The sequence below is a fragment of the Streptomyces sp. col6 genome (assembly GCF_008042035.1).
In the GTDB taxonomy this organism is placed as follows: domain Bacteria; phylum Actinomycetota; class Actinomycetes; order Streptomycetales; family Streptomycetaceae; genus Streptomyces.
Genome location: NZ_RDBL01000021.1, coordinates 62,898 through 84,778, shown reverse-complemented (window position 1 = coordinate 84,778; position 21,881 = coordinate 62,898). Strand labels below are relative to the sequence as shown.

General features: G+C 71.2%; 22 protein-coding genes and 1 pseudogene. 12 read left to right on the top strand and 11 right to left on the bottom strand.

Annotated features, from left to right (window positions below; translation table 11 throughout):
• Positions 1 to 12: 12 nt before the first annotated feature.
• The 3 genes from EAO73_RS26080 to EAO73_RS26070 all read right to left on the bottom strand — a co-directional run bounded on the left by EAO73_RS26080 (position 13) and on the right by EAO73_RS26070 (position 1,767).
• A complete protein-coding gene (locus EAO73_RS26080; RefSeq protein ID WP_147974025.1) occupies positions 13 to 669 on the bottom strand; it encodes a DUF6461 domain-containing protein in 657 nt (218 codons plus the stop codon).
• A 153-nt stretch (positions 670 to 822) separates the two neighbouring features.
• On the bottom strand, positions 823 to 1,182 hold the full coding sequence (locus tag EAO73_RS26075) for a DoxX family protein (protein ID WP_147974024.1): 360 nt from the start codon (positions 1,180 to 1,182) through the stop codon (positions 823 to 825).
• 87 nt (positions 1,183 to 1,269) lie between these two features.
• Positions 1,270 to 1,767, bottom strand: coding sequence for a cupin domain-containing protein (locus EAO73_RS26070; protein WP_147974023.1), 498 nt, complete (start codon positions 1,765 to 1,767; stop codon positions 1,270 to 1,272).
• Positions 1,768 to 1,848: 81 nt separating this feature from the next.
• Between EAO73_RS26070 and EAO73_RS26065 the strand changes: the two genes are divergently transcribed.
• The 4 genes and pseudogenes from EAO73_RS26065 (at position 1,849) to EAO73_RS26050 (ending at position 6,066) form a co-directional block, all read left to right on the top strand.
• The gene (locus EAO73_RS26065; protein WP_224756452.1) at positions 1,849 to 2,700 is read left to right on the top strand and encodes a LysR family transcriptional regulator; all 852 of its coding nucleotides are present in this window, start codon (positions 1,849 to 1,851) and stop codon (positions 2,698 to 2,700) included.
• A 236-nt stretch (positions 2,701 to 2,936) separates the two neighbouring features.
• Complete coding sequence (locus EAO73_RS26060; RefSeq protein WP_147974022.1) at positions 2,937 to 3,359, top strand: hypothetical protein; 423 nt, start codon at positions 2,937 to 2,939, stop codon at positions 3,357 to 3,359.
• A gap of 330 nt (positions 3,360 to 3,689) precedes the next feature.
• Positions 3,690 to 4,708: pseudogene (gene hemC / locus EAO73_RS37155) on the top strand (hydroxymethylbilane synthase).
• 296 nt (positions 4,709 to 5,004) lie between these two features.
• A complete protein-coding gene (locus tag EAO73_RS26050) occupies positions 5,005 to 6,066 on the top strand; it encodes an NUDIX hydrolase (protein ID WP_224756461.1) in 1,062 nt (353 codons plus the stop codon).
• A gap of 9 nt (positions 6,067 to 6,075) precedes the next feature.
• Here the strand turns inward: EAO73_RS26050 and EAO73_RS26045 are convergent, their stop codons facing one another.
• Complete coding sequence (locus EAO73_RS26045) at positions 6,076 to 6,921, bottom strand: SDR family oxidoreductase (RefSeq protein ID WP_147974019.1); 846 nt, start codon at positions 6,919 to 6,921, stop codon at positions 6,076 to 6,078.
• Positions 6,922 to 7,132: 211 nt separating this feature from the next.
• Between EAO73_RS26045 and EAO73_RS26040 the strand changes: the two genes are divergently transcribed.
• Entirely contained in the window at positions 7,133 to 8,398 is a 1,266-nt protein-coding gene (locus EAO73_RS26040) for a hypothetical protein (RefSeq protein WP_147974018.1), read from the top strand.
• A 144-nt stretch (positions 8,399 to 8,542) separates the two neighbouring features.
• The gene (locus EAO73_RS26035) at positions 8,543 to 9,055 is read left to right on the top strand and encodes a tetratricopeptide repeat protein (protein ID WP_224756451.1); all 513 of its coding nucleotides are present in this window, start codon (positions 8,543 to 8,545) and stop codon (positions 9,053 to 9,055) included.
• Positions 9,056 to 9,079: 24 nt separating this feature from the next.
• Here the strand turns inward: EAO73_RS26035 and EAO73_RS26030 are convergent, their stop codons facing one another.
• The 5 genes from EAO73_RS26030 to EAO73_RS26010 all read right to left on the bottom strand — a co-directional run bounded on the left by EAO73_RS26030 (position 9,080) and on the right by EAO73_RS26010 (position 13,573).
• Positions 9,080 to 9,805 carry a dienelactone hydrolase family protein gene (locus EAO73_RS26030; RefSeq protein WP_147974017.1) on the bottom strand — a complete coding sequence of 242 codons (726 nt, stop codon included), beginning with the start codon at positions 9,803 to 9,805 and terminating at the stop codon, positions 9,080 to 9,082.
• A 144-nt stretch (positions 9,806 to 9,949) separates the two neighbouring features.
• Positions 9,950 to 10,816: a phosphotransferase enzyme family protein gene (locus EAO73_RS26025; RefSeq protein ID WP_147974016.1), complete on the bottom strand. Its 867-nt coding sequence runs from the start codon at positions 10,814 to 10,816 to the stop codon at positions 9,950 to 9,952.
• 93 nt (positions 10,817 to 10,909) lie between these two features.
• Positions 10,910 to 11,671 carry a maleylpyruvate isomerase family mycothiol-dependent enzyme gene (locus tag EAO73_RS26020; RefSeq protein WP_147974015.1) on the bottom strand — a complete coding sequence of 254 codons (762 nt, stop codon included), beginning with the start codon at positions 11,669 to 11,671 and terminating at the stop codon, positions 10,910 to 10,912.
• 37 nt (positions 11,672 to 11,708) lie between these two features.
• Positions 11,709 to 12,617, bottom strand: a complete 909-nt coding sequence (locus EAO73_RS26015; RefSeq protein ID WP_147974014.1) for a serine hydrolase — start codon at positions 12,615 to 12,617, stop codon at positions 11,709 to 11,711.
• Complete coding sequence (locus EAO73_RS26010) at positions 12,614 to 13,573, bottom strand: LysR family transcriptional regulator (protein WP_147974013.1); 960 nt, start codon at positions 13,571 to 13,573, stop codon at positions 12,614 to 12,616. Before EAO73_RS26010 ends, EAO73_RS26015 begins: the two co-directional genes overlap by 4 nt.
• An 85-nt stretch (positions 13,574 to 13,658) precedes the next feature.
• Between EAO73_RS26010 and EAO73_RS26005 the strand changes: the two genes are divergently transcribed.
• Together EAO73_RS26005 and EAO73_RS26000 are read left to right on the top strand one after the other, a co-directional pair.
• Complete coding sequence (locus EAO73_RS26005; RefSeq protein ID WP_147974012.1) at positions 13,659 to 15,281, top strand: penicillin-binding transpeptidase domain-containing protein; 1,623 nt, start codon at positions 13,659 to 13,661, stop codon at positions 15,279 to 15,281.
• A 140-nt stretch (positions 15,282 to 15,421) separates the two neighbouring features.
• Positions 15,422 to 15,787 carry a hypothetical protein gene (locus EAO73_RS26000; RefSeq protein ID WP_147974011.1) on the top strand — a complete coding sequence of 122 codons (366 nt, stop codon included), beginning with the start codon at positions 15,422 to 15,424 and terminating at the stop codon, positions 15,785 to 15,787.
• 100 nt (positions 15,788 to 15,887) lie between these two features.
• Here EAO73_RS26000 and EAO73_RS25995 read toward each other — a convergent pair whose 3' ends face one another.
• On the bottom strand, positions 15,888 to 16,391 hold the full coding sequence (locus EAO73_RS25995; RefSeq protein ID WP_147974010.1) for a carboxymuconolactone decarboxylase family protein: 504 nt from the start codon (positions 16,389 to 16,391) through the stop codon (positions 15,888 to 15,890).
• Positions 16,392 to 16,432: 41 nt separating this feature from the next.
• Between EAO73_RS25995 and EAO73_RS25990 the strand changes: the two genes are divergently transcribed.
• The 3 genes from EAO73_RS25990 to EAO73_RS25980 all read left to right on the top strand — a co-directional run bounded on the left by EAO73_RS25990 (position 16,433) and on the right by EAO73_RS25980 (position 20,974).
• A complete protein-coding gene (locus tag EAO73_RS25990; RefSeq protein ID WP_147974009.1) occupies positions 16,433 to 17,896 on the top strand; it encodes a PLP-dependent aminotransferase family protein in 1,464 nt (487 codons plus the stop codon).
• Positions 17,897 to 18,012: 116 nt separating this feature from the next.
• The gene (locus EAO73_RS25985; protein WP_147974074.1) at positions 18,013 to 19,749 is read left to right on the top strand and encodes an immunity 49 family protein; all 1,737 of its coding nucleotides are present in this window, start codon (positions 18,013 to 18,015) and stop codon (positions 19,747 to 19,749) included.
• Between the two features lie 121 nt (positions 19,750 to 19,870).
• Entirely contained in the window at positions 19,871 to 20,974 is a 1,104-nt protein-coding gene (locus tag EAO73_RS25980) for a DUF4037 domain-containing protein (RefSeq protein WP_147974008.1), read from the top strand.
• A 123-nt stretch (positions 20,975 to 21,097) separates the two neighbouring features.
• Here the strand turns inward: EAO73_RS25980 and EAO73_RS25975 are convergent, their stop codons facing one another.
• The gene (locus EAO73_RS25975) at positions 21,098 to 21,265 is read right to left on the bottom strand and encodes a hydrophobic protein (protein WP_147974007.1); all 168 of its coding nucleotides are present in this window, start codon (positions 21,263 to 21,265) and stop codon (positions 21,098 to 21,100) included.
• 153 nt (positions 21,266 to 21,418) lie between these two features.
• Here EAO73_RS25975 and EAO73_RS25970 point away from each other — a divergent pair, with 153 nt between their 5' ends.
• Positions 21,419 to 21,880, top strand: a complete 462-nt coding sequence (locus EAO73_RS25970; protein WP_147974006.1) for a hypothetical protein — start codon at positions 21,419 to 21,421, stop codon at positions 21,878 to 21,880.
• Position 21,881 lies beyond the last annotated feature (1 nt).

Sequence of the window (21,881 nt, the reverse complement as noted above, 5' to 3'; positions counted from 1 at the left end):
CCGCCGGCTGGTTCACGGGAGCCAATCCGCCTCCGACTGCCCGAGGAGGTCGGAGACCGAGGTGAGCAGCACGGTGCGAAGAGGGGTGGCCAACCATTCGGGGTGGATGGCCACCCCCATGGTGTGTTCCATGAGCGCGAAGGATTCGGCGCACAGGGTCTCCATGTGGAAGTCGATTCCTTCCGCCCAGGCCGGGACGTCCGGTTGTGGGTCCATCCAGGCCGCGTCCTCGAGTTCGAACGGGTCGAACAGGCCGTCCACGCTGCCGTCCAGGGCGTGCATGACCTGGTACCGGGCGTTGACGCTCTTGTACACGCTGAAGAACTCCCCGCCGTCGGCGGAAGCCCGGCGGGCGACTTCAGGGATACAGCCGTGGAAGCCCGACTCGATGGCGATGACGTGATGGCCGGCGGTCATCACGCCGAGCAGATGGTGGTCCTTGTACAGGTGGGCCGCCTGCTCGTCGGCAGCCTCGTCGAAGGTCATCTGCCGCGGCACCCCGGGGTCGCCTGCGAACGCCCGGACGACTTCGTCCTCCGATGCGCCCGCCACTACGGAGAACGTGAACGCGGCGGGCTCGTCGGCGTCGGCCCACGCGTACCGGGTGACGAGCTTCTCCCACTGCGCAGGGTCAGGTCGTTCAACCGTCCGGGGCACGTCGCGCTTCATGGCGCCACAGCCTACAAGGAGGCCGGTGCCGCGACCTCTTCGCCGGAGATGGAGCGAGCGCAGGTCGCGTACGCCAGGGACAGGTCGGGCTTCCGGGCCGTCGGGACGGTGTCCGCTCTGCCGTCCCGTACGGTCAGGAGACCGCGAGGCCCTTCACAGCGCGGTGGCCGTCCAGGTGGCCGCGGCCGCCGCGGTGGCGAGACCGATGTTGAGGGCGATCCGGCGGTCTCCGCCGGTCAGGTGCACGGCGATCGCGCCGGCCTGCAGGAGGACGAAGCCGATGGCCGCGGCCATCGCCAGAGAGGGCATGACGCCGGTCAGCGGCGGCAGGACCAGCCCGATCGCGCCGAGTACTTCGACCACGCCCAGCGCTCTGAGGACGGGCAGCGGAGTGCGGTCGACCCAGGTCATCATCGGGCGGAGTCGATCACGGCTGCGGATCACCTTCAGGGTGCCGCCGTAGAGGTAGAAGAGCGCGAGCAGGCCCGCGACGATCCAGTAGGCGATGTTCATGGTTCCCGTTCTCGGGCCGCCGTTCCGGGGCCCGTTCGCTTGAGGTGGTGGCCGGGAAAGCCCCTGACCACCGGCCGTGCGATGGCTTCAGGCCCGGCCCGTGGCGGGCTCGGTCGCGTAACGGCTCATCGTGTCGATGTTGGCCTCCCGTGTCAGCGGTCGGCCGTCGGCGTGCAGTAGTTCCTGGAGATCCCGGAAGTACTGCACATACAGGTCGGGGGTGAAGGTGCTGAGCATGACGGCGGGCTGGTCGGTCGGGTTGGCGAAGGTGTGCGGGGTGCCGGGCGGAACCATCACGAGCGTTCCCGCCACGGCGTCGTAGTCGTCGCTTCCGACGGTGAACCGCACAGTCCCGGACAGGATGTAGAAGCCCTCGTCGTGTCGGGCGTGGCGGTGCTGCGGTGGTCCCTCGGTGTGCGGGGCGAGAACGGACTCGGCGATCGCAAGGCGGTGTCCGGTGCGGCTGCCGTCCTCCAGAATGCGCATGCGGGTGGTGCCCAGGACGATCGTCTCGCCGTCACCGGGACCCACCACCGACAGGGCGGGTCCCTCCCGCGGCTCGTCGGCCTTCGCTTCATCGGTCATGGTGACGAGTGCACCGCCAGGGCACCGTCCGTGTCCAAGACCCATCCTGCGCGATCGATACCTGATGGGTATCGTTGCAGCGTGGAGCTGAGAACCTTGCGCTATTTCGTGGCGGTCGCCGAGGAACTCCACTTCGGCCGGGCCGCCGCCCGCCTGCACATGAGCCAGCCGCCGCTGAGCCGGGCGATCAAGCAGCTGGAGGCCGAGGCCGGTGCGCTCCTCCTCATCCGCTCGCCGGCCGGTGTCACGCTCACGCCGGTGGGTACGGTGCTGCTCGACGAGGCGCGAGCCCTGCTCGACCATGCCGACCGCGTCGGTGCCCGCGTCACCGCGGCGGCGCACACCACAACGCTCACCGTCGGCATCCTGGGCGACGGCACCGACCCGGGAACGACCCGGCTGGCCGCCGCCTACCGCCGGAAGCACCCCGGCATCGACATCCGCGTCCGCGACACCGACCTGGCCGATCCGACGTGCGGGCTGCGCGCCGGGCTGGTCGACGTCGCCCTCACCCGGGCGCCGTTCGACGAGACGGCCCTGACCGTGCGTACGCTGCGGTCCGATCCGGTCGGCGTGGTGCTGCGCGCCGACGACCCGCTTGCCGGGCGCGGCCGGTTGCGGCTGACCGAGCTGAGCGACCGACGCTGGTTCCAGTTCCCGGACGGCACCGATGGTGCCTGGCAGTCGTACTGGAACGGCGGCCGGACACGCGAGGGGCCGGTGGTGCGCGCGGTGCAGGAATGCCTCCAGGCCGTGCTGTGGAACGGCACGATCGGCCTGGCCCCGCTCGGTCACGACCTGCCCCCTGAGCTGGCTGTGGTCCCGCTGACCGACATGGCGCCGAGCCGCGTGGTGGCCGCGTGGAACGAGGGTGACAGCAACCCGTTGATCCGCTCCTTCGTCGAGATCGCCACGGTCGCGTACGCGCGCTGAGCTGCGGCCGGTCCGGCAAGGTGTCCCGAAGGCGACGGCACTGCCCACCGCCGGGATTCCGGCCGCTCCGTGGCACGACGCACACCCCGGTCTGCCCTGCCCGGCCATGCTCACGACGATTCTGACCGCCTCTCGGAGGGAACTACTGAGACCGGGTGCGTGTCTATGGGGGTGCGTGGCCACGGGCGCGCCCCTGTTCCGCGGAGGCCGCCCCATCTCAAAATCAGGGGGCTGGGATGAGTGAGTCGAGCAGCGACGACGAGGGCACAGGCATCCTGATCGCGCTCGGCATGACGGCCGGCCTGTCCTTGGCCTGGGCCTACATCATCAAGGACCAGGCGGACATGATGACTTGGGGCGCCTTATTGGTGGCCGGAGTCACCGGCCTGGTCGCCGGAAGCTACAGCAACAACAGCCAGTCCGTCGCCGTCGTCTGCGCGCTGGCCGCTCCGCTCGGCACCTACCTGGGCACGCTCCTCGGCCTCTGTCTGATCGCCGTCGCTCCGTACGGAGGTGACTTCAGCGACGCCTGGCACCTCTTCACCAGCGAAACCGGTGATGTGGCCCACGTGTTCAAGACGGAGGCCCAGGACCACGACTGGCTCTTCCTGTTCCTGTCGGCACCGGTGGGGTACGGGGCAGCGATGCTGGAGAACTGACCTGGGACGATTCCTCGCTGCGGAGGAGAGACCGTCCCACTCGTCCCTCGCCGCGGCCGATACTCGTCCCGGTGCGGCTCGGCCGTTCTCTCGCGCCGATGGCTGCCGCCCCTCCGAGCTCGTCCCAGTGACCGCCGCAACACGCTTGCAGAGACAGCCACTTGGAAACCTCGGCGATCCGGCCAACCGGCCTGAGTGGTCGTGCCGTCGCGGGAACTGGATCGGTGCGGTTTCCACCGTTCCCCGAACGCGCGCTCCCGGGATTTCAGAACCGACCGAAAGACGCGTGTTCGACATGGTCGCCGCGTCGTTGGACAACCCGACGCCACCATGTCCACCGCCGGCAGCACGCCCGGCCCGACCACCTCCGCCGCACAGGAAGACCACCACGCCGTGACCACAACCACGACCCGGCCCTTTCGGCTGGGTACCCGGCCCAGCCCGATGGCCCTGGAACAGACCGGCCGCTTCGCCGAGTTGTTCCGCGCCCACCACCCGGAAACGGACCTGGACATCGTCTCGATCACCTCCGAGGGCGACCAGCACCCCGGCCCTCTCGCACAGATCGGCGGGAAGGGGGCCTTCACCCGCAGGGCCGACATCAGGCTCCTCGACGGGCGGGCCGAGGCCACCATCGCCTGCGCCAAGGACCTGCCCGGTCCGCACGACCGCGCGCCGGGCATCACCGTCGGCGCGGTCCTGCCCGCGAGGACGCCCGCGACGCCCTGGTCCTGCCCCTGGGGCACGCGCCGGCGACCCTGGCCGGTCTGCCGCCCGGCACCCGGGTCGGCACCAGCGCCCCACGGCGGGCCGCGCTCCTGCGCGCCCTGTACCCGGGGCTGGTGCCGGTCCCGATCAGGGGAAACGCGGACAGCAGGCTGGCACGCCTCGACGCAGGGACACTCGGCGTGGACGTCATGCTCGCCGCCCTCGCGGGGCTGCGCCGCCTGGGTCACGCCGAGCGCGCCACCCAGATCCTCGACCCCGCCCACTGGTTGCCCGCATCGGGTGCCGGCATCGTCGTCGTCGAACACCGCACCGGCGACGACACCTCGGCGAAGCTGCTGGCCCCACTGACTCATGCCCCGACCCGCGTCGTCCTGGACGCCGAGCGGGCCGCCCTCGCCACGCTCGGCGGCGGCTGCCTGACCGCCGCCTCCGTCCACGCCGTCCACACCCCGGGATCAGAAACGGTGACCGTGCACGCCGTCGTCCTCGACCCCGCCGGCGGGACCCCGGTCCGCACGAGCGCGTCCGGCCCGGCCGGCGACGCGGCCCGCACCGGACGCCGAGCGGGACAACAGCTCCTGCACGCCGGGGCAGCCCGGTTGCTGGGCGGACCGGCATGACGACGCACGAGGACGCCCCGCCGGCGACGGCCCTACGGGAGCCTGTACTTGAGGCGCATCCGACGGCGGCACTCGCCCGCCCCGGGAGCCTGCCGGTACGGGCGCACACGCCGGGTGGACACAGCCGGCGCCGCCCTGCGGAACATCCGGACCGAACACTTCACGCGTCGCGGCCCCGGCCCCGTGCAGGGTGTGCCCCGACCCCGCTGATCACCTGACCTGCCGCCACGGGCATGCCCACCGATCGGAGAGAGATGACCACGACTTCCGCACCCGACGAACGTCCCGGCGTGACGATGACCGATGAGGCGTACGGTGCGCTGCGCGCCTCCCACGCGCTGTGGGCCGGCGCCTCGGTCCTGATCACCGACCAGCACGGTCGGGTCCTGGTCCAGCGCGTCGGCTACCGGCCCACGCGTCTGCTGCCCGGCGGCGCGCTGGATCCCGGCGAGTCCCCGGCCCAGGGTGCCGCCCGTGAGCTGAAGGAGGAACTGGGCCTCTCGGTGTCCCTCACCCGTGGGCTGGCCGTCGACTGGGTGTCCACGGCAGGCCGCAGGGCTTCTGCCGCCGTAGGGTTCCCCGGTGAACTGCTGCACGTCTTCGACGGCGGCGTCTGGGAAGAGGACCGGATCGCGTCCATCCGCCCGGCGCCGGGCGAGATCGAGGGCGTCGACTTCGTCGAACCTGCCGATCTGCCCGCGCTCATGTCTCCGGATGACGCCCGCCGCGCGCTGTCCGCCCTGCGGGCCCGGGTCAACGGCGGCGGCCCCGCGATCCTTGAGGACGGCCGGCCCCTCTCCCCCACCCTGCTCGACGGTGTGAACGCCTTCACCCGGGACCGCGCAGTCCACCACTGGCCGTGGCACGACGGGCCCGCCCCGGCCGGGCTCCCCGTCCGCCAGAGCTGGGGGTGGCTGTTCGCCCCGGACGGCCGCGTCCTGGTGCTTCTCGACCCGGCGAGCGGTGCCGCCTGCCTCCCGGGCGGCACACCTGAGCCGGAGGACGACCAGAACCTCGCGACGACCCTCATCCGCGAGGCCCTTGAAGAGGCCTCCGCCCGCATCAGCCCTCCGGTTCTCCTCGGCCACCTGCCGGACCGGGAACGCGGCGCCGGGCCATGTGCCCGCGTCCGTATGGCGGCTGTTCTCACGGACGTCGGCCCGTCCCGGCCCGACCCCGCCACGGGTCAGACCTACGTGCGGGCGCTGGCCACCCCCGAGCAGGTCATCGAACTGTTCAACTGGGGCCCCGGCGGCGCCGCTCAGCTCAACGCCGTCCACCGGGAACGAACCCGGCTCGGGTTGCCTCGTGCCCCCCGTCGGCCTCTCGCCCCCGTTGCCGACGACGGCTTCGCCTGAGCGCGCCGGTCAGCGCTGCCGCTGCGTGCCGTTCCCGTTCAGGAACGCGCGGGCGCCGCGAAGCCGGGTACGCAACTTCTGCTGGGTCGCGCGGCTGTCGAGCCGTACGTCGAGGCCGCCGGGCAGTCCGGTGTCGGCGCGGCGTGCGGAGGGGAGCCGTGCCGGGTCCAGTCCGTCGCGGCGGGCGATGAGCGCACCCAGTTCATGACGACTCAGGGCATCCGGGCCGGCGAGATGGAACACACCGGTGACATCGGAGCGGGCCAGCTCCCAGAGGGCGGTGGCCAGGTCCTCCACGTGTACGGGGCAGCGGATGTCGTCGGTGAACAAGGCGCCTTGCCGGGTTCCGGCGGCCAGGCCGTGGGCCAGCTGCTCGTGCTCCGACAGGCCTCTCCCGATGATCAGCGAGGTACGGGCGACGACCGCGTCAGGGCACAGGAGGCGCACGGCGGTCTCGGCAGCCGCCTTCGCTGCCCCGTACGGGGTGAGCGGATCCGGAAGGCACGATTCGTCGTGCCAGTCGCGGGTCGCGCCGGAGAACACCGCGTCGCTGGAGACGTGCACCAGACGGGCACCGTGACGGGCCGCGGCCTGGGCGAGTCGGATGCCGCCCTCCGCGGTGACCGCCCAGTCCGATCCCCCACTTGTCGCGTTGATCACCACGGCCGGAGCCACCGTGGCGAGGACATCCTGCAGGCGGGTCGGGTCGCGGAGGTCCAGGTGATGCCACGCCGCCCCGTCGTTCCTGCCCGGACCGGAACAGAACGTGGCGGCCGGGCGCACGCCTGCGGATACCGCCTGGCGAACGAGTTCGACCCCCAAGAAGCCGCTGCCACCGATGATCAGCACAGTCATGACGCCCCACGCTAGGGGCGGGCCCGTCGGTCCGGGGCGTCTTCCCCGAGATCAGAAGCGCGACGGAATACTGCGTCTGCCCGCCCGCCGACAACGCAGAGCCTCGGTACGGCGCACCGTATGAGCGGGTATGCCCGGGACCCCGCACAGGACACGTCTGCGCCGACCCGAAAACGGCTGATCATGAACGCGGTTGGGAATGCTGGGTGACATGCAGATCATGGACGGGGCTGAGCTTCTTCGCCGCGAGGCACTGTGGCTGCGGGAAATCGCGTCAAGGACCCGTCTGTTCACCGCTGAGCTTCCCGATCTCGATGACGAGGAACTCCGCAAGGTCCGAAAGGCCGTATTGCACGCCTGGTTCCGCTACCGGTGTCCGGTCAGCCTCCAGTTCGTGACCAACTACGTCGCCGTCTCCGTCACTGCGGTCGGGATGGCCGTGGTGTCTTCCGGGGCGGGCGGTGTCGCCGCGTTGTTCGCCAGGAACAGTGAGGGTTCAACCGCTCGCGCCCCCTGGTGGCTCTTCCTCGTGGCGACTTGGGCCGCCGTCTGCCTCAGCCTCATCGTCAATGCCCGGTCCGACTGGCGCCAGATCGCGTCCTTGCTCCGCCATCTGGGGTTGCGGGGCCTGGCTCGGCGCTTGACGAGTGCGCACGTGGGGACGTGGTTCGTGCCCGCGGTCGCGTTGGTTCTCGTCGTCGTCGCTGTGGTGACTGTCTGGCTGAGCGTCGTGACTGCGCTCTCCGCTCCTGTCGGACAGCAGCTGATCATTGCAGCGGCGGCAGGACTGTTCGGCGCAGTGCTGGGCCTTGTGGGGAACCGATGGATCCTCAGCATTCAGGAGTTGCTCCGCCGTAAGTACCGAGCGCGTCATGGGCCGCGCCCCCTCGATGGCTTGCTCGTCGAGCTCCTGGTGGCTGCTGCGGTGACCTTCCAAGGACGCGCCTCCTGGTGGGACCTGCGGCACATCAAGTCCGTTCGACGTCGTCTTGCCTTCGCGATCGAGGCTGCCCAGGACACATCGGTCATCCGGCGCAGGACCACCGGAAGGGAATGGGCCGCCAGACGCCGGGCGCGCGCATTCCACGCGATGCTGGCGGAACTGATCAGACGCCATGATCGTGCGGTCACCCAGGTGTGCACGGCGGAGGAGTACGACACCATTGCCGCCTCGCTGCGCGCGGGTGTCCTCGCCCTCGCCGTGGAGGACCTACCGGGGCTCATGCAGCACAGCACTGCTGAGCCGTCGGTCTCCCGGGTCGCCAGGCTGGTGAGGCGCGCCGCTTCCAGTCTCGTTCTCGTGGTCTTCGCCCTGGTCATCCCGATACTTCCCGGAGTGGACGGTGCCACCGGCGGAGGCGTGCGCGTGCTCCTGCTCATGACGGCTGCGCTGGCTCTGACTCCGGCGAATGATCTCGCTTCCAGTTCCGTCCGGTCCGCACTCGAACGATCGCTCGTCACGAAAAGCACCAGCTGACTCCGGTGAGTGAATGTGCACCGCGACTTGGCAGCGATGTCGAAGGCGCCGAGCCGTGGATGCCAGGACGAGTCACCGTTGGCCGCCCGCAGAGGAGGCTCCGCTAGAGTCGGCCTCCGGACTCGAACGTGTGGGGGCGCAGCAGTGACGACGGACGTGACGCCCGAACTGGCCGAGGCGATCCAGCGTGGCTACGACCGGCGCGACCGGGCGGACATGGCGCCGACGATCGCCTACTTCGAGGCGCTGCTCGCCGAGCACCCGGACCATCCGGTCCTCGTGTACGAGGTGGGCGGCGCCTACGACAGCGCGGGGCAGGAGGAGACCGCCCGCGGCTACTACGAGCGCGCGCTCTCTCTCGGCCTCGACGGTGATGTCCTGCGCCGGTGCCTGTGCCAGTACGCCAGCACCCTGAGGTGGCTGGGCGAGCTGGACGAGTCGCTGGCGGTGCTCGACCGCGCCCGCAGGGAGTTTCCCGACTCCGATTCCGTACGCGTCTTCCGTGCCCTGACCCTCAACGACGCCAAGAGGCCGGACGAGGCGGTGGCCGACCTGCTGACCGTCGTCACCGGGCACGCCGAGGTCACCGACCTCGGGCGGTGGGCGGTCGGGCTGCGCGGCCTCGCCCAGTGGCTCGCCGACGGCCGCCCCGAATAGGAGGAGCCCCGGCGGCCCTGCGTATCACTCCGTCAAAGGCACGCATTCGGCGAGCAGGCCGACGACATCGCCCCAGGCTCGCCGCGCGTGCCGTGGGTGGTAGCCCACGCCGGGGACCGTGGGGTGGTCGACCGTCGGGTGGTGGAAGGCGTGCAGGGCGCCGCCGTAGACCGTGAGGCGCCAGTCGACGCCCGCGGCCTGCATCTCGGCGGTGAACGCCTCGCGCTGCGCGGGCGCCATGATCGGGTCCTCCGATCCGACCCCGGCCCATACGGGGCAGCGAATGCGTGCCGCCTCGCCCGGCCGGCCCGTGGTCAGTGCGTTGACTGTGCCGATCGCGCGCAGGTCGGCGCCGTCGCGCCCGAGTTCCAGCGCGATCGCTCCCCCGGTGCCGTAGCCGAGGGCGGCGATCCGGTCGGGGTCGGTCCGCGGTTCGGCGCGCAGCACGTCCAGTGCCGCGTGCCCGATGCCGCGCATGCGGCCGGGGTCGTCGAGCAGCGGCAGGCAACGGGCCAGCATTTCCTGCGGGTCGCCCACGTAGCGCCCGCCGTGGAGGTCGAAGGCCAGTGCCACGTAACCCAGTTCGGCCAGAGCCTCGGCCCGCTGACGCTCGACATCGCTGAGCCCCATGCCCTCGGGGCCGACCAGAACTGCGGGGCGGCGCCCGGCCCCTGCCGGGAGCGCGAGGTGCCCGATCATCGTCAGACCGTCGGCCGGGTACTCGACCGTGCGCTTGGTAATCGTCGTCATAGGACTCGACCGTAATGATCTCCGCGACCGCACGGGCCGGGGTTCGCCGCCGGCGGAACAGCGCGGGTGCGATCCGAAATGCGGTGGTGGCTCGCGGGGTCCGTCACCGCCCCCGTTCTACGACGGCTCGGCCCTCAGCACATTTCACGTATCGTCCAGTCGCTCGATCACCGTGTCGAGTGTCGGCCAGGGCGGGCCCTCGCGCAGCAGGCGCAGGAGTACCTCTCCGAACCGCCTTCCGTTCGGAAACTGGTCGCCACGCTCCCAACGCCACGCGGCGACCATGGCGATGACGAGTTGCCGGCAGTCGTCCAGCAGCCCCTGGTCCATGCCTGGGTACTGCTCGCTGACCGCCTCGGGAACGTGCGCGAGATCGAACTCGACGGGGCCGCGGCAGCACGTCTCGAAGTCGATGAACAAGGGGCCGTTCTCCGTGCTGAGCACGTTGCCCGGGTGCGGCTCGCCGTGCAGCAGTTGCTCCACGGCTCCGCGGTGGTCGATCGCGCGTCGCAGGGTTGCGAGCCTGCCGCTGAGGAACGCGCGGTCCGCGTCGGCGAGTTCCGGCGAGCCGGCCGGGTCGGCGACGATCTCCTGTGCTTCCGTGATGCGGTCCGTGAACCTCGGGCTCGGCACATCGGCCCTGCGCATGCCGTCGTGCAGTCGCTGCAGCGCCTTGGCGTAGTCGGCGGGCGACAGGTGCGGTGTTGCGGGCCCGTGGTAGGTCCACAGCGTGACGGCGAAGCCATCGTGCGTATACACACGCGGCTCCACCCGTGGCTCCAAGGGGCACACCGGGCCTCCGACCTCGGCGAGCCGCCGAGCGAGGTCGACCTCGAACTGTGCGACCTCTTGCCCCACGAATGCGACCCGGGCGAAGACATCGCACGGCATCAGCCGCAGTGCCAGCTTGTTGGAGTTGTGAAGAACGGTTGCATGACGGGCCGGCAGGCCGAGCGACGCGGCGACCGAAGTCGCAGCCGTGATCGCCCGTGTGACATCGGTCGTATCCACCCTCGAATCCTCACTCAGACGGGCGGGCCCGATGCCAGTCAACTCGGCCCGGCCCACCTGGCTTCTCTTATGCGGGGGTTGGCCCGCCTCCGGCTACTCCCCGGGCACCCAGGCGATCAGCTGCTCGAACACCTGCGGGTCTCCCTCGATCTTCAGGTCGCTCATCGTGCGGCGGCCCCAGACGAAGAGCAATAGTTGCTCGGCCGTGCCCGTGGCCGACGCGGATGCGGGCGCGGCGTCGTCCGCGAGGGGCGCGGGCCAGGCACCGGTGTCGTCCAGGGTGAGGAGCCAGGAGCGGCCCTCGGTGGCGTGGTAGTGGATGGTGGCCGGCTCGTGCGGCCAGGCCACCGGGGTCGAGTTGCACGTGTCGAGGAATTCGGCCACGCCGTCGAGCGCGACGTCCGCGGGCATCGGCTGTACGACGCCCGCGGCGAGCTGGGCGTCGTACGTGTGCACCAGCACCTCGTGCACCCGGCGCCGGGCAACGCCCCGGGCGGTCGCCGGTGACACGCCGGCGCTCCACCAGGTCCAGCACTCGCGTTCCGGGCCGGCCTCGCGCAGTGTGTTCAGCAGCAGTTCGTTCGACTCGGCGTACCAGGCCGGCAGCGCGTCGGGCTCGCCCGGTGCCTCCACCGCGTCCCTGGCCGGCGGGGAACCGGCCGGGCCTGTCGCGACGATCGCGGCCCACCAGCGCTGGCCCGTACCCAGGTGCCGCACGAGATCGGACAACGTCCACCCCGGGCAGGACGGCACCGGCGCGTCCGGACTGGGCGCGGCGGCAACCGCACTCCGGAACGCGGCGGACCGCTCATCGATCAGTCGCAGCAGGGCGGAATACTCAAGACTCTCTGTCACCTCGCTTGGGTATCACTCCAGCTCAGGCGACCGCATCTCATTTTCCCGACCGCCGGCTCCTCTCCGGGACGGCGGCCTGTTCGCGGAGTGCGTCGACGGCGATCCGGGCGGCGGTGCCGATCACCGCGTCGGCGGCGGGCACGATTGCCGCGGTGCTGAGGGTACGGGTGAAGACGGCGACGGCGTACCGGCCGCCGTCGGGGTACTCGACGACGCCGACCTCGCCGCGCAGGGTCGGGAGCGACCCGGTCTTGCCGGCCACGTGTACGTCGTCGAAGGGAAAGCCGGAGGCGAGGCGGTGGGGCCAGACCTGCAACGCCATCAGCCGCCTGATAGCGGCTCCGTTTTCGGGGGTGCAGGCCGTGTCGCGCCAGATCGAGGCGAGGAGCCGGGTGAGTTCGCGGGGCGTGCTGCGGTTGGCCCATGCCGGGTCGAGCGCGCGGAGGCGGGCGATGACGTGCGGGTCGGCGAGGGCCTGTGCACCGCCCGCTCCCGCGTCCTCCTTGACGCTGGCCATCATCGCGCCGAAGGAGTGGGTGGCGACGGTCCGGGTGAGGCCGAGGTCCGCGGCCGTACGGTTCACGGCGGCGAGGCCGACGCGGTCCAGGAGCAGGTCGGCGGCGGCGTTGTCGCTGACGGCCATCATCAGGTACGCGAGGTCGCGCAGGGAGAGCCGGGCGACGTCCAGCATGGCCGCGAGGCCGGTCGGGCCCGCGGAGCGTCCGAGCGGCGGGCAGTCGATCTGCTCGGTGAGGTCGAGGTCGCCGGCGGCGGCCCGCTCGTGCAGGGTCACGAGCAACGGCAGCTTGTGGATGCTGGCGGTGCACACCACCTCGTCCCCGCATACGTCGAGTTCGGCGCCGGATTCGATGTCGAGGGCGTGCATCCGGCCGGTGACTCCGGCATCGGTGAAGGCGGCACGGAGAGCGGTGGGTGTGTCGGTCATAGCCAGTACTCCGCTGCGGGGCGCAGATACGTCGGACGGGTGGGGGTGTCGGGACGGGCGCCCGCCGTGGTGCGCAACGCGTGCGCGGCGGCGTCGGCGAAGGCGCGCACCGCGGGGTCACCGTGTCCTCGTGGCCATGCGGCGGAGTGCCGCCAGGCCAGCGGGGCGCCGGCGAGGGGGCGCCATACGAGGTCGGGTGGTGTGGTTTCGTCCGCGGTGTCGCGCGGGGTGAGGGCGACGGCCGCGGCGGAGAGCACGAGCCCGCGGACGAAGCTGGTGCCTCTGCCGTGCCGGACGGCGGGCGGTGTGTAGCCACCGCGCGCGCAGGTGGTCAGCAGGTCGTCGTAGAGCGCGGGGGATCCGGCGCGGGGGAAGAGCACCAGATCGTGTGCGCCGAGCGCCGCGAGGGGCACCTCGGTGTGCTGTGCGGCGGGTGCGTCGCGGGGCAGCAGGACGCCGAGGTCGCGGCGGAGGACCGGCCCCAGTTCCAGGCCGGTCACCTCGCAGGGGTGGTGGACGAGACCGACGTCGAGCTCTTGCGACGCGAACCGTTCGAGTTGCTCGGCGGTGGACAGTTCGTGCAGCTCCAGCTCCACCGTGGTGCAGTTGGCCCGGAACTCGTTCAGCAGGGCGGCGACCGTGGCGCCCGCGATGTCGGGCGGCAGCGCCGCCCGCAGGAGTCCGCTCTCGCCGTCGCGGATACGGAGGGCCGCGGCGCGCAGCGTGCCGGCGCGGGCGAGGACCTCGCGCGCTTCGGGCAGCAGGAGCGTGCCGGCCTTGGTGAGGACGACCTGGCGGCTGTTGCGGTCGAAGAGCCGTACCTCCAGCTCCCGCTCCAGGCGCTGGATGCGCTGGGACAGGGGCGGCTGGGCCATGTTCAGGCGGGCCGCCGCACGGCCGAAGTGTGACTCTTCTGCAACAGCGACAAAGCATTCCAGGTGTCGAATCAGGTCCACGACCAGCAATCATATCTGTTCTTGATGGATGAGTCAGCCATATCCGACTTGGACATGTGGTGAGGGATCTTGGTCTCCTCGCGGCATGACACACACATCTGTCCGGGGAAGAAACAGGCGCACCCCACTCAAGGCGGTCACCGCCGCGGCCGTGATCCTCGCCGTCGTCGCGGGTGGTGCGTACGCGGCGAAGCTCGGCCCTTTCGACCGCGGTTCCGACGCTCTCGACCCGGCTGCCGGCACACAGGCCCGTGCCTTTCTCGCCGACTGGTCGGCCGGGCGCTACGACGGCGCGGCAGCGCGTACCACCAACCCCACCAGGGCTCAGGATGTGCTGCGCAGTTTCACCTCGGGCCTGGACATCGACAAGCCTCGCCTGGCGGCGGGTGCCGCTGAGCGCGAGGACGACGGAACCGTACGGGTCCCGTACACCGCGAAGATGCCGGTGAAGGGGCTGGGCACCTGGACGTACACCTCCCGCGTCCCGCTGCGGGAGGAGAACGGGATCTGGAAGGTCGACTGGGCCCTGGAACTGGTGCACCCGCACCTGAGCGACAAGGCGAAGTTCCGTCTGGAGCGCGAGGACACCAGTCCGCCGGAGGTCGCCGACCGGAACGGGAAGTCCCTCGTCGGCAAGGAGTATCCGTCCCTGCAGCCGTTGCTCGCGCGGATGGCCGGTGCCGACGGGGCGCCGCGCGGCGCGATCAGGCTCGTCGACCGGGTGACCGGGGAGATCGGTGGCACGGAGGCCACGTTCGGACAGCGGGCGGACAAGGACGGCAAGGCCGGAGAGTCGGCGACGAAGACCACGCTGGACGCCGGCTGGCAGTCCGCCGCCGACCGGGCGCTCGACGCCGAGTCCGGTGGCCGGAACGCCTCGCTGGTCGCCCTGCGCATCGACAACGGTGAGATCCTGGCCATGGCCAACACCCCCGCCACGGGCTTCAATCGGGCTGCCTCGGGAACGTACGCGCCCGGCTCCACCTGGAAGATCGTCACGAGCACTGCGCTGCTGCTGAAGAACGCCGTCACTCCGGACACCGTGGTGGACTGTCCCAAGTACCTGACCGTGGGCAAGGAGTTCCACAACGTGGAGACGTCGGAGTTCCACGGTGCCACATTCCGTAAGGACTTCATGGAGTCGTGCAACACCGCGTTCATCAGCCTGCGCGGCAAGCTCGGCGACGGGGAGACGGGCGAGGTGGCGCGCACGTACTTCGGCGTCGGCCAGGAGTGGCACGTGGGCATCCCCTCGTACGACGGGTCGGTGCCCGTGCCGAAGGACGAGACGGAGAAGGCGGCGGCCATGATCGGACAGGGCCGCATCCAGGCGAACCCGCTGATCATGGCCTCGGTCACCGCGACCGCGGCGTCGGGCCGTTTCCACCAGCCGACGATCCTTCCCGGCACCGAGGACAAGACCTCCACCACCGCACTCCCGCAATCCGTGGTGGCGCAGTTGAAGTCGATGATGCGGGCCACGGTGACGGAGGGGACCGCGCGCGTCCTGGCCGACCTGCCCGGCGACATCGGGGCGAAGACCGGCACGGCGGAGGTCTCCGAGGACGAGCCCAACAACGGCTGGCTGGTGGCCCGTCGCGGCAATGTCGCCGTGGCCTGTGTGGTCGAGCAGGGCGTCACGGGCGGCGGCTCGGCCGGCCCGATCCTGCACCACCTGCTGTCCGCCGTCCCGGACGATCCGTCCTAGCAGCCTGCGGCCGGGGAGGGGAAGCCCCCGCTCCGCATCCTCCTGGCTCCAAAGACGCGAAGACCCTCCCCCACGCGATATTCGTTCCTATGATCGAATCCGGCTCCCGGTCACCGGGCGTCACACAGGAGGAGGGGACCATGTCGCAGGTATCCAGACGGTCGTTGCTGGGGTACACGGGGACGGCCGCGGCCGGCGCGGTGTTCGCGACCGGCGGTACGTCCGAGGCCGCGAGCCGGGACGAGGCGGAGGCCACAACGGCGTCCGCCACGACCCCCGTCGAGTTCATGGACGGATCCGAGTTCAGGGCCGACCACACCATGGCCGAGAGCGACCTGATGATGGAGATGAGCTTCAAGGTTCGCGTCGACAAGCCGAACGGCTACCCGTCCGCCCAGGACATCACTCCCCTGGAGGTGGCGCAGGCCCTGTCCGCGCTCGCCCAGTCCAAGGGCTGGCCGCCGCTCACCTTCTACGGCACGCCACCGCCGGCGCCGCTGAACTGAGACCGGGGGCGCCGGGCCGGGCCGGCCCGGCCGGTGCCCCGCGCGGATCCGGCCGGACGGGCTCAGGACACGTGCACCGGCCGGATCCGCCGGGCGGCCCTCAGCGGGCGACCCTCTCGTCCTCGCCCGCGACCTTCGCGGTGCTCAGGGCGATGCGGTTCCAGGTGTTGATGGCGAAGACCAGGGCGAGTACCCGCCCCAGCTCCTGCTCGTCGAAGTGGCGGGTGGCCTCCGCGTAGACGTCGTCGGGGACTCCGTCGCGGGACACCAGGGTGACGGCCTCCGTCAGGGCCAGCGCCGCCTGCTCCTTCTCCGTGAAGAAGTTACGGGCTTCGCGCCACACCCCGATCATGTGCAGCCGTGCCTCGTCCTCGCCTGCCTTGCGTGCGTCGGAGGTGTGCATGTGGAGGCAGTAGGCGCAGCCGTTGAGGAGTGAGGCCCGGATCTGGATCAGTTCGACCAGGGCCGGGGCGAGACCCTCGCGGGCCGCGGCGTCGAACCCGATGAGTGCCTTGAACGCCTTGGGGGCGGCCTTGGCGAAGTTGAAGCGCGGGGCCTGGTCGTGGGCGGTGCGGGACGTGTGCGTGGTCTGCGTCATGACCATGAATCTACGGCCGTGAAAGACCTCCGATAAGGTGCACTTCCATGCCAGATTCTTGGGTCAATTCGGCTCAGCTCACAGGCAGTGACCTGCACCTGGACCTGTCGGGGCCGGGCAGCCGCCGCGCCGTTCTCATTCGCGCGCTGCGGGACGCCGTGCGCGAGGGCCGGCTCGCGCCGGGCACCCGGCTGCCGCCCTACCGTTCGCTCGCCGCCGATCTGGGCCTCGCCCGTAACACCGTCGCCGACGCCTACGCGGAGCTGGTGGCCGAAGGCTGGCTGGCCGCACGCCAGGGGTCCGGCACACGGGTGGCCGAGCGGGCCGGGCCGCCCCGCGCCGTCCGCAGGTCCGCCTCGGTTCCGATACGGCCTGCGGCACCCACGTACGATCTGCGCCAGGGCACTCCGGAGACCGCCTCCTTCCCGCGCACGGCCTGGCTCGCGTCCGCCCGGCGTGCGCTGAACACCGCACCCGATGCCGCCTTCGGGCCCGGCGATCCGCGCGGGCGCATCGAGTTGCGGCGTGCTCTGAGCGATTACCTGACGCGCGCTCGCGGGGTGCGTGTGACGCCCGAGCGGATCGTGGTGTGCTCGGGCTTCGCGCACGCGCTGCGCCTGCTGTTCGGGGGCACCCAGGGCGCCGGCGCGGGCCCGCTGCGCGGCCCGGTCGGTGTGGAGGCGTACGGCCTTCCCTTCCACAGAGGGATCATCGAGGGCTCCGGTGCGCGGACCGTAGCGCTCGGCCTGGACGAAGGGGGCGCCCGTATCGAGCAGTTGGCCGATGAGCCGCTGGTACGCGCCGTCCTGCTCACGCCCGCGCACCAGTTCCCCACCGGCGGGCCGCTGGCGGCCGCGCGGCGGGCCGCGGTCGTCGACTGGGCCCGGACGCGTGGCGCTCTGATCCTCGAGGACGATTACGACGGGGAGTTCCGCTACGACCGCGTGCCCGTCGGTGCGCTGCAGGGACTCGATCCCGAGCGGGTCGTCCACCTCGGCTCGGTCAGCAAGAGCCTGTCCCCCGCCGTACGCATCGGCTGGATGGTACTGCCCGCACACCTCGTCGACGGGGTCCTGGCGGCCAAGGGCGAACGGGAGGCGTGGGTGAGCGTCCCCGACCAGCTCACCCTCGCCGACTTCATCGAATCCGGGCGCTACGACCGTCACGTACGCCGCATGCGGCAGCGCTACCGGCACCGACGCGACCGGCTCGTCAGCGCCCTCGCCGAGCGGGCCCCGCACGTCACCGCCACCGGCATCGCCGCGGGCCTGCACGCGGTGCTCCGGCTCCCTCCCGGCACGGAGGCGTCCGTGGTGAAGGCCGCGACCTGGCAAGGGCTGGCGCTGGACGGCCTGTCCGCGTTCCGGCACCCCGCGGCGGTCGTGCCGGCCGGCGACGGCGTGGTGATCGGGTACTCGACACCGCCGGAACACGCCTACGGAGCCGCGATCGACGCGCTGATCGGCTGCCTGCCCCCGTTCGACGCGGTGCCGGAGGGACCTTCCCCCTGACGGGCGGCCCACCGAGCACACCTGAGCCCGCGAGCCCGGCGTGATCCAAACGACAGACCCTAGGCTGTCGCAGGGATCGATCAAGGAGCAGAGCAGTGCGAATAGAGCGTCACCAGGTGGGCCCGACAGCCGTGTCGGCAGCGCGCGAGGACTTCACCCATCGCATCGGAAGCCGGGTCCGGTCCATGTCGAGGGCCGACCGGATGACCACGTGCGAATGGGGCTTGATCGCCGACGAGTTCCTCGACTACCTCGGCGCCCTCTCCGTCGAGACCCCGGGCCTCGGCACACCGGAGGCCGAGGCGGCCCTCAAGGACGCCTCGGAGGCCGCGGCCGGCGCCGTCGCGTACGCCGCCTACCACCCGCACTGCAGCTTCCACGTGTTCCTGGATTACGTGAATTTCGGCATGAGCTACGACCCGGGCGAGGACGCGCCCGCGGAGAGCGTCACGACCGGGGAGTGGATCGACGCACTCTGCCTGGTCGTCCTCAGGGGCACGGCCGGCCGGCACGGCGAGGCCTTCCACTTCGCTCGGCAGAAATTCGCCGCTGAGGCACAGGGCACGCCTGCCGGCGAACTCGCCACCGGGTTCATGGCCGTGGTCCTGGACGACACCGGCGACGACGAGGAGTACCCGCCGAGCGCTCAGGCCAGGCTCGCCGCCGTCGACGCGGCCCTGGACCGCGTCCGCACCCATGGGGCGGAGACCGGCTGCCCGCTCCTGGAGCGGCCGGACAGCACGGCGCTCCAGGCGTTGCGCGCCCTGGTCGTCGAGGACCGGGACTCCTTCGACGCAACGCTCGCCGGTCTTCTGACCGAGTACGCCGCACGGCAGACCCCCGCGGCTTCCCCGAGTTCGCTGCTCCCGCTGGTCCCCCTCGCTCTCGCCGCGCTCGCGTACCGGACACTGGGCTGGGCGCCTGCCGTCAGCACCGACTACCTCCCGCATGCGCTGGTCACCGGCTTCGAGACCCGGGGCCCGCGCGTCGGAGGGCTCGGCCGGGACAGGCGCCCGGACGCGGTCGCCGCGCTTGCCGCGGGTCCGCTGGTGGTGGAGCGGCCCGCCTGTGAGCGCGAGGGCCTGGCGCGCATCGAGGCCACGTACGAGAAACACCTCCGGGAGGTGTTCGACCCGGCCGACGAGGCGGCCCTTGCCGTCTGGCGTCTCGGCAAAGCCATGAGCGAACAGGAGCGCCTGTTCAAGTGGCGGGCGGGCAACCCCGGCACCGACCCCCACCTCCAGCTCACGACCCTGCGTCTGGCCTCCCAGTTGGGGGCGGCGCTGTTCCGCATCGCCCTGGCGGAGCCGGGCACCGAGGCCGAGGTGACCATCGACGGGCGCACGCTGCGCTATCCGGCCGAGCGGGGCGAGAAGGCGGGTCCGGCCCCCTGGCAGACGGCTGTCGCCCTCGCCCTGATCACCGGCGCGCGCGAGGACCTTGCCCCGCTGGTCCTCACCGGCCCCGCCTTCGCCCACTCGGACGGCTCCGCGTTCGCCGCGTACCGCAGGGCCCTCCACGCCTACCTGAAGGGCGCCGACCCCGAAACCGCCGCAGGGCCGGCGCTGCGGGAGGCCGAGAAGGCCAAGGACTGGGGCTTCACGATGCCGCCCGCCGTGCTGCTGTCGCAGCTCGTCGAGGGTGACGAGGAGAGCTTCAACCTCGCCCTGGCCGACGCACTCGAAGCCCACCGCGCGTTCTACCAGGTCGCCGACCGCGCCGAGGACCCCGAGGCTTCCGCCAACCTCGACATCCTCGCCCTGGCCTGTCACGCGCGCCGCCGGGGCTGGGCTGTCCGCGTGGAGAGCCCCTACCTCCCGCTGGACGTCCTGCTGGCCGCTGAACCGTTCTAGAAGGTGTCCGGCGGATCACGGTGCCCGACTGGGGTGCGCACGCGTCACGGAGGCGAGCGCGGCCCGCCGGACGTGGAAAAGGCTTCGACCGGTCGCACGCCGGTCGGGCACCCTCCTGATCATGACCACACCGCCCTTCGTCCCCGGCCTGGAACTCTCGCGTCGCTTCTACCTCCAGGCCGTGCGGCCGCTGCTGGAGGAGGCCGTCCCCGGGATGGCGCACTCCGCCGCCCGGCTCGGCAGCGGCTCGGAGGTCCTGGGATTCGACACCGCCCGTAGCGCCGACCACGAGTGGGGGCCCCGGCTGCAGATCTTCCTGGAACCGCAGGACGTCGCCCGTCACGGCGCGGCCGTCACGGCGCTGCTCTCCGAACGCCTCCCGAAGACGTTCTGCGGCTACCCGACCCACTTCACCGACAACGGCGAGGCGGGCATCGGGGTCATGCGGCTGACCGACGGACCCGTGCGGCATCGGGTCGAGATCACCGACCCGAGCACCTGGTTCACCGCCCGGCTGGGCTTCGACCCCGGTGCGGGCATCACCTCGGCGGACTGGCTGGCCACCCCCAGCCAGCGCCTCGCCGAGGTCACGGCCGGTGCGGTCTTCCACGACGGACTCGGCCGCCTCGGGCCGGCCCGGACCGCCCTCGACTGGTACCCCCGGGACCTGTGGCGCCACGTCCTGGCCTGCCAGTGGCAACGCATCTCGCAGGAGGAAGCCTTCGTGGGGCGCTGCGGCGAGGTGGGCGACGAACTCGGTTCCGCCGTCGTCGCCGCCCGCCTGGTGCGCGATCTGATGCGGCTCTGTCTGCTGATGGACCGCCGCTACCCGCCCTACGGCAAATGGCTCGGCAGCGCCTTCGCCCGTACGCCGCAGGCTTCCGCGCTCACCCCGTCTCTCACCGCCGCCCTCGCCGCCACCGACTGGCACACCCGCGAACACCACCTCGCCCGCGCCTACGAGACCGTCGCGGAGGCGCACAACCGGCTCGGCCTCTCCGCCCCCGTCGACCCCACGACACGGCCCTACCACCAAAGGCCGTTCCAGGTTCTGCACGCCGAACGCTTCGCCGAGGCACTGACCAGCGGCATCACCGACCCGGCCGTCCGCGCCCTGCCGATGACCGGCGCCGTCGATCAGTTCATCGACAACACCGACGCCCTCAGCCGCCCGGACCTGACACGCGCGGCGTCCAGGGCTGCCGGTGAGAACCCGGCTTCCTGAGACTCGGCCGTCCTCCCCCGCTCCGCCCTCATTCCTGACGGACGCCGACGTGCGGGTGGGCCACGACGACGAATCGTCGTGGCCCACCCGCACGCCACGCAAAGTCAGCTCGGCCGGCGAATGTCACCACCGGTACCAACGGCCCCGCTTTCCATTTGCCGTCGGCCGGACAACGAATCCGAGCAGCCAGACCGCCAGCACAATGACCGCTATCCACCACAGCGCCTTCAGTGCGAAACCGGCACCGAAGAGAAGCAGAGCCAGCAGAAGAACGAGAATGATGGGGACCATGATTATCAACCTCCGCTCCACCCTGTGCCCCGAAAGGGCTGCCCCACTCCCCTGACTTTATGGAAATCTCATAACAGGCTCAGCCAGGGGTGCGCCGGGGCCATACCCGCCCCCTCCCGGCAGCTGCGGCACCGTGGGTGAAAGCCTCTCCGCATGGACACGTTCGCGCACCGGCTGGACGCCGGGTGGAAGTGGTGGGATGCCGCCATCGAAGAGGCACAGGAAGGGCGGTGGATCCGTGACGCCGTGGAGCGGCAGGTGATCGTGGACATCAGCGCCGCCACCAACCCTCTTCATGGTGGGCGGGCGGCCCCGTTCACGGAGGACTCGTGGCACGTGCGCCTGGGGAGGATCGAGAACTGGGCCGGAGTCCTGCGGCTCGCGGCCAGGGCAGGCGGCTGGGTCCTCCAACCGGTTGTCGGACGGAACCCGCCGCCCCATTCCGGCATGGCCGAATTGCTGTCCGGAATCTACGCGATAGCCGAGCAGGGAGAGATCTGGATGGGTCGTCTCCTGAAAGGCGAACTGCCGCCGGAGAACCAGATCGCGAAAGCCGAGGCCTTCTTCACCGGACCCGGATCGATCGAGGACCTGGAACTCTTCTTCTACGACTGAG